We start from the raw sequence: 11,992 nt of genomic DNA, 5'->3' as shown, positions 1-11,992 counted from the left end.
AGGCCGCGTCAGACCAGCGAACCGATGGCCAACCCGGCGAGGGCGGCGAGAACCGACCCCACGAACGAGGCGAGGGCGTAGACCGTCGCCGTCCGCGTCCGCCCCTCCTCGGCGAACAGCGCGGTCGCCACCGCGACAGCGCTGAAGGTCGTGTAGCCGCCGAGCAGCCCCGTCCCCACGATCCACCTCCACGCCTCGTCCGCGGGAAGGCGACTCAGGATGCCGAGCACCAGCGCCCCCGAGAGGTTGACCACGAGGATGCCCCACGGGAAGCTCTCGCCCGTCCGTCGGCGGATGGCGACATCGAGCAGATACCGCGCCGCCGCACCGATTCCGCCCGCGAGGGCGACGGCGGCGAAGACGAGCGGGGTCACGCCCGTCAATCTACGCGGCGATCAGGCCTCGAGCGCCTCGACCCGGCGACGCCGTTCGCGCCACCGTGGACGAGCGTGCCATGCGTCCCGCTCAGCGCGACCGAAGACGCCCGCGTCCGAGGACCACGCCGCCCCATGCCGCCGCCGTCCCCACGACCACCGTCGCCGCGCCCCACCACAGCTGCGTGAGGTCGGCGGACTCGACGGCGAGCGCGCTGTACGTCGTGAAGCCGCCGAGGACCCCGGTGCCGAGGAACAGTTGCGCTCGCTGCGCGCGCGACGACTCCGGCATCCGGGCTCGGAAACCGAACACGACGCCGATCGCGAACGCCCCGACGACGTTGACGAGGGGAACGAGAGCGGGCCCGAGGTCGTCCCCCAGGGCGAGGGTGAGCCCGGCGCGCGCGGCGGTGCCGATCGCGCCGCCGACCGCGACGAGGACGACATCGCGCCACATGCTCACCGCGCCACCCTACGCCGCTCTCCCGCACCGGCGCCGGAGCGCGCGCCCGCACGAACCCCCCCGTCGAGTGTCCAGAACACGCCGTAACCGGTCATCGCGTTGCGGCGTGTCTTGGACACTCAACGCCCGGGAGCGCGGCGAGGGAGCGCGGCACGGGGGCAGGGCGCGAGGGCGGGAGACGGGGCGCGCGCAACCCCCGCGACGCGCCGGCCCCGGACGGAGCAGAATCCTCCGGCGTCCCCACACGGAAGGCGGAGTCATGCCCAGATCGAGACCCGCGGCCGTCGTCGCCGCGGCCCTGAGCGTCCTCTTGCTCGCGGGTTGCGGCATCCGGATCCCGGCCGACCCGCAGGGCACCCTCGACCGCGTCGAGGGGGGAGTCCTGCACGCCGGCGTCTCCCCCAACGGCGACTTCGTACGCATCGACGGCGACCGTCCGAGCGGGAGCGAGGTCGACGCCCTCACCGACTTCGCCGCCTCGATGGATGCCGAGGTCGACTGGACCGTCGGCTCCGAGGAGGCGCTCGTCCGCGGCCTCGAGAACGGCGATCTCGACGTCGTCGCCGGCGGCGTGACCGACGAGACCCCGTGGACGGAGCGGGCCGGGATGACGCGTCCCTACGGCGAGGTCACCCTCGACGACGGGTCGACCGCGAATCTCGTCATGCTCGTCCCGCTCGGCGAGAACGCTTTCGTCTCGCGGCTCGAGACCTTCTTGACCGACGAGGCCGCCACCGAGGGGGTCGGCCGATGATCGCGCGCTTCGGCCACACCGAACTCCCCGAGCGACAGGCCCAGGTTTTGCGCCGCGCGATCCGTCTCGAGTGGGTCACGCTCGCGTTCCTCGCGGTGACCGCCACCCTCGTCTTTCTCGTCCTCGGCAACTCGCAGGCGATGAAGGCGGCCTGGATCGAGGACCTGCTCTCGTTCATCCCCCCGATCGCGTTCCTCATCGCCGTGCGTCTGGCGCGGCGCCGACCCACCGTCCGTCACCCCTACGGCTTCCATCGCTCGGTCGCGATCGGCCACCTCGTCGCCGCTGTCGCCCTGACCGCGATGGGCCTCTTCCTCATCGTCGACTCCGGCATCGGCCTGCTCACCGCGGAGCACCCCACGATCGGCACCGTGAACCTCTTCGGTGTCACGATCTGGCTCGGCTGGTTGATGGTCGCGGTGATGGCGGTCACGGGCATCCCGCCGGTCATCGTCGGCCGGATGAAGCTCGGGCTCGCTCGCGAGCTGCACGACAAGGTGCTCTACGCCGACGCCGACATGAACAAGGCCGACTGGATGACCTCCGTCGGCACCATCGTGGGTGTCCTCGGGATCGGCGTGGGCCTGTGGTGGATGGATGCCGCGGCGGCGATCTTCATCGCCGGGAGCATCGTCCACGACGGCATCAGCAACCTGCGCGCCGCCGTCGTCGACCTGATGGACGCGCGCGCGACGACCTTCGACGACGCCCACCCGCACCCTCTCGTGGACCGGGTGGACCAGTACCTCGCGGGGCTCCCGTGGGTACGGGAGGCGGGAAGCCGCGTGCGAGACGAGGGGCACGTGTTCCACGTCGAGGCGTTCGTCGTCCCCCGTCGCAAGAAGGTCGCGCTCGCAGACGTCGACGGTGCCCGACAGGGATGCGTCGCCCTCGACTGGAAGATCCAGGACGTCGTGGTGGTGCCCGTCCCGGCGCTCCCCGACATCGTCGACGCGATCACCGTCGACGCGGTCACTCCCCGAGGATCAACCGCCTGATCGCGGCATCCTTAGACCCGCCGAGTTCCATCGTGCGCCCCTTGCGGTACAGCGAGAAGACGCGCGGGTCGATGTAGCTCGACCGCGCCACCGCGGGCGTGTTGCCGAGCGCCTCGGCGGTCGCACGAACCGCCGCGACCTCGGCCTTCTTGCGTTCGTTCTTGCCACCCGTGGCCCCGACCTTCGCGAGCGCCTCGGCCGCGAGGATCGTGCCGCGCAGCGTCCGGAAGTCCTTCGCGCTGAACGGGCCACCGGTGAGGGAGCGGACGTACGCGTTCACGTCCCCGGGGGTGAGTGGCACACGCCGCCGCCCCCGTTTGTAGCTGAGAAGCGCAGCGCGCGAGCGGCCGAGTGCGAGTTCTTCGATGAGGGATGCCAACTCCGCATCGCGGACACGAAGGTCGGCGCGCTTGCCGCTCTTGGCGGGGAACGAGAGCCGGATGAGGTCGCCCTCGACCGTGGCATCCCTGCGTTGGAGAGTTGTCAGGCCGCGGCTGCCGTTCGTGACGAAGTACCGCGCGTTCCCCACGCGCGGAGCGACGAGGTCGAGGAAGCGGAACGACACGGCCAGGACCCGCTCCCGGTCTATGTCGCTCCGACGTAGGGACTGGGTCACCCGCGCACGGGCGCGCGGGAGGGCCTCGGCGAGCTGCAGCGCACGGGCGAACTTGCCCTTGTCCTGCCGCTTCGACCAGTCGGCGTGATAGGTGTACTGGCGCCTCCCGGCCTCGTCGGTTCCCACGGCCTGGATGTGCGCGTTGGGCTGTGTCGCGATCCACACCTCCCGCCAGGCCGGCGGGATGACGAGGCTCCGCGCGCGTTCGGCTTCGCGCTCAGGCACCGGGGCACCCGTATGGTCCACGAAGCGATACCCCGACCCCGAGCGCACGCGGCGGAAGCCGGGGTCCTCGTAGGGTCGGACACGGACGAGACGCGCCATCGGGTCAGTGGTTGCGGAGCATGTCGATCAGCTCCGCCTTCTTCTTGCCCGAGTAGCCGGTGATCCCGAGCTCCTTCGCGCGCTTCTTCAGCTCGTCGACCGTCCGGTCCTCGTAGTTCTCGGCGTGGCCGCCCTTCTCACCGACCTTGCCGCGCCCCTGGGCCGCGGCCGCGTTCGAGATGCGCGCCGCCTTCTCCTTCGAGTCGCCCTGCTTGCGCAGTTCCTCGTAGAGCTCCGGGTCTTTCAGACTGTTGGATCCTCGCCCCTGGGGCATGATCGTCTCCTTCCGTCGGACCACCGACGCTACGACGACCGCTCCCCACGACTGATCGGGGTTGACACCGTCCCCGCGATCGCCCGAGCCCACCCTTCTCCGCGCGAGCCCGGCTAACAGCGTTTTCCCAGGCGCGTCAACCCCCTCCCGATCCAGCGCCCGAGTGACACGGTTGAAGAACCACTCGCCAGGGTGCCGCGTCATGACGCGGTGAACAGCAAGGAGCCCCCCATGAACATCTTCCTCATCATCATCATCGTGGCTGCGATCGTCATCGCCATCGTGAGCGGGATGAGCCAGGCCGCCAGCTTCCTCCTGTGGGTCGCGATCATCGTCGGCCTCATCGCCCTCATCGTGCTGTTGTTCCGCCTGATCAGCGGACGCAAGCCCGTTTGACCCCCTGAGAGGTCGACGCGTTTCGGGTGCGCGTCACCTCCCCTCCGGCGGGTCCTCCCGCCCCGGATGCCACGTGCTCATCGAGCGCGTGGCATCCGTCTTTGGCGTGGGAACCCGGTCCCTTCGACAAGCTCAGGGACCTCTGCTGGCGCGCGCAGGGGCCGCCGCACCCCAGGTGGCTGAGCCTGTCGAAGCCACCGAAACCCGACGGCCGCCCCTGTCGAAGCCGCCACACCCGAGGTGGCTGAGCCTGTCGAAGCCACCGGGACCCGACGGCCGCCCCTCTCGAAGCCACCGAACCCTAGGTGGCTGAGCCTGTCGAAGCCACCGGAACCCCACGGCCGCCCCTCTCGAAGCCACCGAATCCTAGGTGGCTGAGCCTGTCGAAGCCACCGGAACCCTGCCACGAGGGTTGACGAAAACGCGATATATCTCGATACTGTTCCCGAACGCGATATATCGCGAGAGAGGAGCCCGCCATGGAGAAATGGATCGTCCACCCCGGCGAGACACGCGTCATCGACCTGGAAGACGTTCGCGAACTGAAGATCGGCCTCGTCGGCGGCCAGATCGACGTGATCGCGCACGACGACCCGAGCGCTCGGATCGAGGTGCACGGCGTCACGGTCAAGGACCTCCGCATCGAGATGACCGACGGCCGCCTCGAGATCGACCACCCGCAGCTGCGCTGGGACAACTTCCTCGAGGTGTTCCGCAACTTCGGCGCCGGCGGCCCCAAGGCCGAGGTGAGCGTGGCCGTGCCGCGCTCGGTCGCCCTCACCCTCGGCGTCGTGAGCGCGAGCGCCCTCGTCTCGGGTCTGCGTACCGACGCCCGCCTCAACACGGTGTCCGGCGACATCATCGTCGACGGCCTGGTCGGCGACGTGAGCGCGAACGCGGTCTCGGGCGACGTGCAGGTGCGTGAGCTCGAGGGTGCACTGAGCGCCAACAGTGTCTCCGGCGACGTCACCGTCACCGGCGCCGTGACGAAGGCGTCGATCGACACGGTCTCGGGCGCGATGCTCGTCGACTCCACCGGCCCCGTGCAGTCGATCGCGCTCAACTCCGTCAACGGCGCGGCCACCATCCGCCTCGACCGCGGCCTGCCCGCCAATTACGTCTCCCGCTCGGTGAGCGGGCGCGTGCAGATCGACGGACACGTCCGCTCCGGCTCAGGCCCCACCAACTACACGGGTTCGACCGCCACCCTCGCCGGATCCTTCGTCGACGTGCGCGCCAACACCGTGTCGGGAGAGATCACGGTGCTGCGCCGCGGCATCTCAGGGCTCCGCCCCGAGGAACTCGCCGGAGAGGAGGAATGGTGATGAGCCCGGTCTTCTCGCACGGCGGCCTGCGCCTGTACATTCTGAGCCTTCTCGACGAGGCCCCGCGCCACGGATACGACCTTATGCAGGCCCTGTCCGACCGCACGGGAGGCACCTACTCCCCCTCGGCCGGAACCATCTACCCGCGCCTCGCAAAGCTCGAGGACGAGGGCCTCGTCACGAAGACCGTCGACGGACGAAAGACCGTTTACGAGATCACGGATGCCGGACGCGCCGAGGTCGCGGCCCGCACGGGCGACCTCGAGGGCATCCAGGCCGACCTGGCCGACAGCGTGCGCCTCATCGCCGACGAAGTGCGCGGGAGCGTTCGGGATGCCATGCGGAGCCTCCGCGCCGATCTCGCCGCCGCATCGCGCGAGGAGCGCGAGCACGCCGAGACGACGCCCGCCGACGACGCTCGCTCCCGCACGCGCGAGCAGCTGCACCGCGCAGATGCCGCGATCACCGAGTTCCGTGGACGCGTCCGTTCGGAGTTGCGGTCGCACGTGGCCCGCGGCGGCGAGCTCTCGGCATCCGGAATCGACGAGATCGAGGCGGCGCTGCGTCACGCGTCCGAGGCGGTCGCCCGCGCGATGCGCAGCTGACGCGTCACTCCCAGGGCAGCTCTTCGTGAGCGCCGACCGGCTCTCCGAGCGGAACGACCAGCACCGGACGGTGCTGCCGGTGCGAGAGCCGGGCGGCGACCGACCCCGTCAGGAACTCGCGGAGCGACTCGCCCAGTCCGCGCTTGCGGGTACCGACGACGAGCAACGACGCACCCACCTCGTCGGCGAGCTGGATCAGCGACAGCGCGGGATCGCCGATCAGCTGCCGCACCGACCACGTCACGGGATTTCCCGCGAGGGCGACCGCCGCATCCTTCTCGACCTCGGCCAGCGCAGCCCGCGCCACCTCGCCCGCGACGTCGAGGGTCGCCGAGTTGACGTACCCGTCCGGATCCTCGAAGGCGACGAACCGCGTGGTGTCGACGTGCGCCACGATCAGGTCGACGCCCGCCAGTGCGGCGTACCGCGCGGCTTCGTGCACGACGCGGGGCGATTGCCCCGGCACGACTCCCGCGATGACGGCTCCGGATGCCACCGCCGACGGCTCGTGGTCGCTCATTCCGTTCTCCCCTCGTCGCCGGTGAACCCCCGCGCGGACCGCCGACGGTCGGGGTCGAGGGGCACCGTGATATCCTGGGTGTTACTCTTACCGGCTCGGTCCGGAACCGCAATACGCATGGCCCTGAGCACGGCCTGCGATGTCGATCGTGAGGGGGTCTCGCATGGGGCGTGGCCGTCAGAAGGCGAAGCACACCAAGATCGCCCGTGAGCTGAAGTACGACACCTACTCGGTGAACTACGCAGCGCTCGAGCGCGAACTGGGCGCACCCGAACCGGGTGAAGACGCGTACGTCGACAAGTGGGCGGACGAGTACTCCGACGAGTACGAAGACGAGAAGGCGTAGGGCCTCAGCACCCTACCCGAGCCGCGTTCGCGGCTGTCACCAGGCGGTGCCGTGACGGCGCTCCCAGGCTTCCTCGATCGTCTCTCCGCGTGAGACGACGATCCCCGCGGGGATCACGCACGCGATGACAACGCCGAGCACGATCAGACCGGCCGTCCATCCGCCGGTCACCTCGTGGGTGACGCCGATGGCGAGCGGCATGAGCGCGGCGATGCCGTAGCCGACGCTCTGGACGAACCCGCTCAGCGCGACCGCGGTGTCGTGCGACCGCGTGCGCAGGCCGAAGAGCACGAGCGCCATGGGGAACATCAGGGGCGGGATGCCGATCAGCACCACCCACAGCGTCGTCGCGGCCGCGGGGGCGAAGAGCAGCCCCGCCACCCCGGCGAGACCGCCGACCACGGCGACGACGTAGAACGGGGCGACACTGCGCGCCCGCACGACCAAGAGCGGAACGACGAGCGAGACCGGCAAGCCCATGAACGAAAACAGGGCGAGCAACCGGCCGGCCTCGGCGGCGTCCACCCCGGCGACGCCCATCACCAGCGGCGGCAACCACGCGAAGAGTCCGTAGGCGACGGACGAGTTCACCCCGAACGTCGCCGCCAGCGCCCACGTCTGCGGCACGCGGATCACACGCGACAGCACGGAGGTCTTCGGCTGCTCGATGATGTCGGCGCGCGCCGCCCGGGCGCGCAGGCTCATCGCGACCCACGGCACCACCGCGGCCACGGCGACACCCGCCCAGAGCGTGAACGAGCCGCGCCATCCGACGCTCTCGGCGAGCGGCACGGCGACCAGCGGCGGCATAAAGGTGGCGACCGCCATGGTGGTCGTGTAGATCGTCGTCATCAGGCCGATGCGAGTGGGGAAGTACTTCTTCACCACGGCGGGCAGCAGCACATTGGCGACGCCGACCGCCGCGAAGATCCCGGCGGTCGCGGCGAGCAAGGTGATCGCATCGACGGCGATCGCGCGCATCCCCAGCATGACCGCCGCGACGACCGCCGCCAGAAGCACCAGGCGTTCGAGGCCCACGCGACGCTCGATCGCGGGAGTCACGAAGCCTGAGATCGCGAAGGCGACGGGGGGCGCCATGCCGATGAGGCCGACGACGGCGGCCGGGAGGGGGAAATCGCGCTCGATGACGATCAGGAGCGGCGACAGCGAGGCGACGGCGATGCGCAACGTCAACGCGAGCAGGACGATCGCTGCCGCGGCGAGCGCGACGGTCCCCGCGCGGCGCGGAGTCAAGACTCCTGGCTGCCCTCGACCCAGGCCAGGTACTCCTCCGACACGGTGCCGGTGACGTAGCGACCGTCGAAGCAGCTCATGTCGAGGTCGACCAGGTCGGTGCCCTCCATGATCGCCGCCTTCAGGTCATCGACCTCCTGGTAGACGAGGTAGTCGCAGCCCAGCTCCTCGGCGATCTCCGGGATCGTCCGTCCGTGCGCGACGAGTTCGTGGCGGGAGGGCATGTTGATGCCGTACACGTGCGGGAAACGCACGGGAGGAGCCGCCGAGGCGAACGTGACGCTCTTGGCCCCGGCATCCCGAGCCATCTGGATGATCTCGCGGCTCGTCGTGCCGCGCACGATCGAGTCGTCGACCAGCAGCACGTTCTTGCCCTGGAACTCGGTCGACATGGCGTTGAGCTTCTGGCGCACGCTCTTCTTGCGCACGGCCTGCCCGGGCATGATGAACGTTCGGCCGACGTAGCGGTTCTTGTAGAAGCCCTCGCGGTACTCGATGCCGAGCTTGCGGGCGACCTGCATCGCCGCCGGTCGCGCCGAGTCGGGGATCGGCATGACCACGTCGATGGACCCGGCGGGGGTGTACTTCGCGACGGTGTCGGCCAGGCGCTCGCCCATGCGCAAGCGCGTCTCGTACACCGAGACGCCGTTCATGACCGAGTCCGGACGCGCGAGGTAGACGTACTCGAACGAGCACGGCGCGAGCATCGTGCTCTTCGCGCACTGCTGAGCGTGGAGCGTGCCGTCGAGGCTGATGAACACAGCCTCTCCGGGCTCGACGTCGCGGACGACCTCGAAGCCCGCGTTCTCGAGCACGAGCGACTCGGATGCCACGATCCACTCGTCGCGGGGCTCTCCGCCGGGCACCTCGGGCGCGGGGCGCTTGCCGAGGATGAGCGGGCGGATGCCGAACGGGTCGCGGAACGCGAGCAGACCGTAGCCGGCGATGAGGGCGATCGAGGCGTAGGAGCCCTCGACGCGCTCGTGCACACGACCGACGGCGCGGAAGACCTGCGCGGGATCGAGGTCGGGGCCGGTGATCTCGGACTGCAGCTCGGAGCCGAGGATGTTCACCAGCAGCTCGGTGTCGGAGCTGGTGTTCAGGTGCCGGCGGTCCTTGTGGAACAGCTCGCTCGTGAGCTCGCGGGTGTTGGTGAGGTTGCCGTTGTGCACCAGGACGATGCCGTAGGGGGCGTTGACGTAGAAGGGCTGCGCCTCTTCTTCGCTGGAGGCCGTGCCCTTCGTGGCGTAGCGCACGTGGCCGAGACCGATGTCGCCGAGGAGGGCGCGCATGTCGCGGGTGCGGAACGCCTCACGCACCTGGCCGCGGGCCTTGTGGATGTGGAAGACGCCGCTGGACTCGGCCGTGGCCATGCCCGTCGAGTCCTGTCCCCGGTGCTGGAGAAGGAGGAGCGCGTCGTAGATCTCCTGGTTGACCGGGCCCTGCCCGGCCATGCCGACGATGCCGCACATGGGGTGTTACTTCGCTCCGTTCGCCGGGTGACCGGCATCCGCGTACGAGCCAACCAGGCGCACGGCGCCTCCGTCGACGCCCTTCGCGCCCTGTTCGTAGTCGCCCTCGGGGCGCTGGTCGTCGCGGACGACGCCGACCTGCCACGTGGCGATGCCATCGGCCGTGAGCGCCGCGATCGCGGCATCCGCGACCTCCGGCGAGACGACGGCGAGGAAGCCGATGCCGAGGTTCCACGTGCCCTCGGTCGCGGTCAGCTCGAGACCGCCGATGTCGGCGAGCACGCGGAACACCGGCGAGGGGCTCCACGTCGAACGATCGAGGTCGACCCACGTGTTCTGGGGCAGCACGCGCGCGAGGTTCGCCGCGATGCCGCCGCCCGTGACGTGGCTGAGCGAGTGGATGCCGGAACCGACGGCCGCGTCGTCGAGAAGACGCAGCAGCGGTGAGGTGTACAGGCGCGTGGGCTCGAGGAGCGCCTCGCCCCAGGTGCCGCCGAGGTCGACAGAAGCCGAGCCGTAGGCGATGCCCGCGCCCGTGATGATGTGGCGCACGAGCGAGTAGCCGTTGGAGTGCAGACCGCTCGAGGCGAGGGCGAGGACGACGTCGCCCGGGCGGACGCGGTCGGCGCCCAGGACGCGGTCGGCCTCGACGACGCCGGTCGCCGCTCCCGCGACGTCGTAGTCGTCGATGCCGAGCAGGCCGGGGTGCTCGGCGGTCTCGCCGCCGACGAGCGCGGTGCCCGTGGCCGCGCAGCCGCGCGCGATGCCCGCGACGATGTCGGCGATGCGCTGCGGCACGACCTTGCCGCACGCGATGTAGTCGGTCATGAAGAGCGGACGCGCGCCCACCACGACGATGTCGTCGACGACCATGCCGACGAGGTCTTCGCCGATCGTGTCGTGCTTGTCGATCGCCTGCGCGATCGCGACCTTCGTACCGACACCGTCGGTGCTGGTCGCGAGCAGCGGCTTGGCGTAGTCGCGGAGCGCCGAGGCGTCGAAGAGGCCGGCGAAGCCGCCCACGCCACCGAGCACTTCGGGCCCGTGCGTGCGGCGCACGGCCGACTTCATGAGTTCGACGGCGAGGTCTCCGGCGGCAGTGTCGACGCCGGCAGCGGAATAGGGGTTCTCGTGGGGAGCGGAGGCCACCGGAACAGACTACCCGGGGCTGCTGTGTGCGGGCGTCCGGGTGGGGCGCGGGCCGGTTGCGGGGCCGGACGCCGGAGCGGTTGCGTGCGACGGGAGGAGATGCAGCGACGGGAGGACACCCAGCGCCCCAGCATCCTCCCCTCCCAGAATCCCCTCCCCTCCCAGACACTGGTTGCCGTTGGGGAGATAACCGGGCAAGCCACCAGGCCAGGGGGATGGCCACTCCGGGACGGGCCGAGCACCCACCCCAGGAGGAGAATCAGCCACGGGAGGACCCCCGACGGCCAGGCATCCTCCCCTCCCAGAATCCCCTCCCTCCCAGGGACAGGGCCGAGCAAGCCACCAGGCCAGGGCACCTCCGCCTCAACGAGCGCGGTGCAGCCCCTGCGCGATCGCCTGGACGATCATCAGTTGGACCGAGGGCCAGTCGTCGACCATCTGGCGGTACCCGACGCGGATGACGTGGTAGCCGTTCAGCGCGAGAAGGGCGTCGTGTCGAACGTCGGCTTCGCGCTGCGCGCCGACATGGTGCCCACCGTCGACCTGCACGACGAGCCGCTCACCGATGAGCAGGTCCACACGACGGCCGAGGATCCACGCTTGCGGGCACAGCCTCTGGCGAAGCCATCTCAGGCGAACGAGGAGGAAGGTCTCCAGGCCGGAGTCCGCGAGCGGCGTCGCCTGTTCCGCGAGCTCGAGCGCGCGGCCCCTGAGGGGATAACGACGCATCTCGTCGAGCGTGACGAGCCCCTTGTTGAGCGCCGAATCCCAGATCGCGAGCGCCTGTTCCGGTGGGAGGCACCCGCTCACCACACCGAGCACATTGACCACACCGTCGACCAGATCCTCCGGATGCCGCTGGATGAGAGGGCGCGAGCGATGAACGCGAGTTCCGGCCGATACGGAGATCCGCCCGGAGTGGGCGGGTGCCGCGACGTGGACGTGGTTCTGATCGAACACCCACAACCCGTGCCGGGCTGCAGCGGTGGCGCACGCGAGTGTCACGCCGCCACGCGCGGCGGAAAGGAGGTGAGCATCGGCATCGGGAAGAGCGATCCATCGCCGACGCACCCGCAGCACAGCACCGCTGCGGACGGCCGCCGCGATCGTGTCGACGGACGT

15 protein-coding genes are annotated in these 11,992 nt (G+C 70.2%); 6 read left to right on the top strand and 9 right to left on the bottom strand.

Annotated features, from left to right (window positions below):
* Positions 1 to 8: 8 nt before the first annotated feature.
* Entirely contained in the window at positions 9 to 374 is a 366-nt protein-coding gene (gene crcB / locus P2P98_RS00890; protein ID WP_275796301.1) for a fluoride efflux transporter CrcB, read from the bottom strand.
* 91 nt (positions 375 to 465) lie between these two features.
* Positions 466 to 831 (bottom strand): CrcB family protein, encoded by a 366-nt coding sequence (locus tag P2P98_RS00885; protein ID WP_275796327.1) that lies wholly within the window; start codon positions 829 to 831, stop codon positions 466 to 468.
* A 265-nt stretch (positions 832 to 1,096) separates the two neighbouring features.
* Here P2P98_RS00885 and P2P98_RS00880 point away from each other — a divergent pair, with 265 nt between their 5' ends.
* Both P2P98_RS00880 and P2P98_RS00875 read left to right on the top strand, forming a co-directional pair.
* The gene (locus P2P98_RS00880) at positions 1,097 to 1,591 is read left to right on the top strand and encodes a transporter substrate-binding domain-containing protein (protein WP_275796299.1); all 495 of its coding nucleotides are present in this window, start codon (positions 1,097 to 1,099) and stop codon (positions 1,589 to 1,591) included.
* On the top strand, positions 1,588 to 2,589 hold the full coding sequence (locus P2P98_RS00875) for a cation diffusion facilitator family transporter (RefSeq protein ID WP_275796297.1): 1,002 nt from the start codon (positions 1,588 to 1,590) through the stop codon (positions 2,587 to 2,589). Before P2P98_RS00880 ends, P2P98_RS00875 begins: the two co-directional genes overlap by 4 nt.
* Here the strand turns inward: P2P98_RS00875 and P2P98_RS00870 are convergent.
* Positions 2,564 to 3,529, bottom strand: coding sequence for a DNA topoisomerase IB (locus P2P98_RS00870; RefSeq protein WP_275796295.1), 966 nt, complete (start codon positions 3,527 to 3,529; stop codon positions 2,564 to 2,566). The two genes, P2P98_RS00875 and P2P98_RS00870, sit on opposite strands and share 26 nt — an antisense overlap.
* Positions 3,530 to 3,533: 4 nt before the next feature.
* Positions 3,534 to 3,803, bottom strand: coding sequence for a Rho termination factor N-terminal domain-containing protein (locus P2P98_RS00865; RefSeq protein ID WP_058597506.1), 270 nt, complete (start codon positions 3,801 to 3,803; stop codon positions 3,534 to 3,536).
* A gap of 231 nt (positions 3,804 to 4,034) precedes the next feature.
* On the opposite strand from P2P98_RS00865, the gene P2P98_RS00860 reads away from it, so the two are divergent.
* The 3 genes from P2P98_RS00860 to P2P98_RS00850 all read left to right on the top strand — a co-directional run bounded on the left by P2P98_RS00860 (position 4,035) and on the right by P2P98_RS00850 (position 6,129).
* Positions 4,035 to 4,199: a hypothetical protein gene (locus P2P98_RS00860; protein ID WP_013584263.1), complete on the top strand. Its 165-nt coding sequence runs from the start codon at positions 4,035 to 4,037 to the stop codon at positions 4,197 to 4,199.
* Positions 4,200 to 4,678: 479 nt separating this feature from the next.
* Complete coding sequence (locus tag P2P98_RS00855; protein ID WP_275796292.1) at positions 4,679 to 5,524, top strand: DUF4097 family beta strand repeat-containing protein; 846 nt, start codon at positions 4,679 to 4,681, stop codon at positions 5,522 to 5,524.
* Positions 5,524 to 6,129, top strand: coding sequence for a PadR family transcriptional regulator (locus tag P2P98_RS00850; RefSeq protein ID WP_275796290.1), 606 nt, complete (start codon positions 5,524 to 5,526; stop codon positions 6,127 to 6,129). The genes P2P98_RS00855 and P2P98_RS00850 overlap by 1 nt, the downstream gene beginning before the upstream one ends.
* A gap of 4 nt (positions 6,130 to 6,133) precedes the next feature.
* Here P2P98_RS00850 and P2P98_RS00845 read toward each other — a convergent pair whose 3' ends face one another.
* The gene (locus P2P98_RS00845) at positions 6,134 to 6,649 is read right to left on the bottom strand and encodes a universal stress protein (RefSeq protein ID WP_275796287.1); all 516 of its coding nucleotides are present in this window, start codon (positions 6,647 to 6,649) and stop codon (positions 6,134 to 6,136) included.
* Between the two features lie 163 nt (positions 6,650 to 6,812).
* Between P2P98_RS00845 and P2P98_RS00840 the strand changes: the two genes are divergently transcribed.
* On the top strand, positions 6,813 to 6,995 hold the full coding sequence (locus P2P98_RS00840; protein ID WP_013584267.1) for a DUF3073 domain-containing protein: 183 nt from the start codon (positions 6,813 to 6,815) through the stop codon (positions 6,993 to 6,995).
* 36 nt (positions 6,996 to 7,031) lie between these two features.
* Here the strand turns inward: P2P98_RS00840 and P2P98_RS00835 are convergent, their stop codons facing one another.
* The 4 genes from P2P98_RS00835 to P2P98_RS00820 all read right to left on the bottom strand — a co-directional run.
* On the bottom strand, positions 7,032 to 8,249 hold the full coding sequence (locus tag P2P98_RS00835) for an MFS transporter (RefSeq protein ID WP_275796282.1): 1,218 nt from the start codon (positions 8,247 to 8,249) through the stop codon (positions 7,032 to 7,034).
* Positions 8,246 to 9,721, bottom strand: a complete 1,476-nt coding sequence (gene purF / locus P2P98_RS00830; RefSeq protein WP_275796280.1) for an amidophosphoribosyltransferase — start codon at positions 9,719 to 9,721, stop codon at positions 8,246 to 8,248. Before purF ends, P2P98_RS00835 begins: the two co-directional genes overlap by 4 nt.
* A gap of 6 nt (positions 9,722 to 9,727) precedes the next feature.
* The gene (gene purM, locus P2P98_RS00825; protein WP_275796278.1) at positions 9,728 to 10,870 is read right to left on the bottom strand and encodes a phosphoribosylformylglycinamidine cyclo-ligase; all 1,143 of its coding nucleotides are present in this window, start codon (positions 10,868 to 10,870) and stop codon (positions 9,728 to 9,730) included.
* Between the two features lie 363 nt (positions 10,871 to 11,233).
* Positions 11,234 to 11,992: DUF559 domain-containing protein (locus P2P98_RS00820; RefSeq protein WP_275796276.1), on the bottom strand; the 759-nt coding region annotated here is incomplete at its 5' end.

This window comes from Microbacterium sp. Kw_RZR3 (genome assembly GCF_029222405.1).
Classification (GTDB): domain Bacteria; phylum Actinomycetota; class Actinomycetes; order Actinomycetales; family Microbacteriaceae; genus Microbacterium.
Note: the sequence above shows the minus strand (reverse complement) of the source record. Positions and strands in the feature narration are given on the sequence as shown.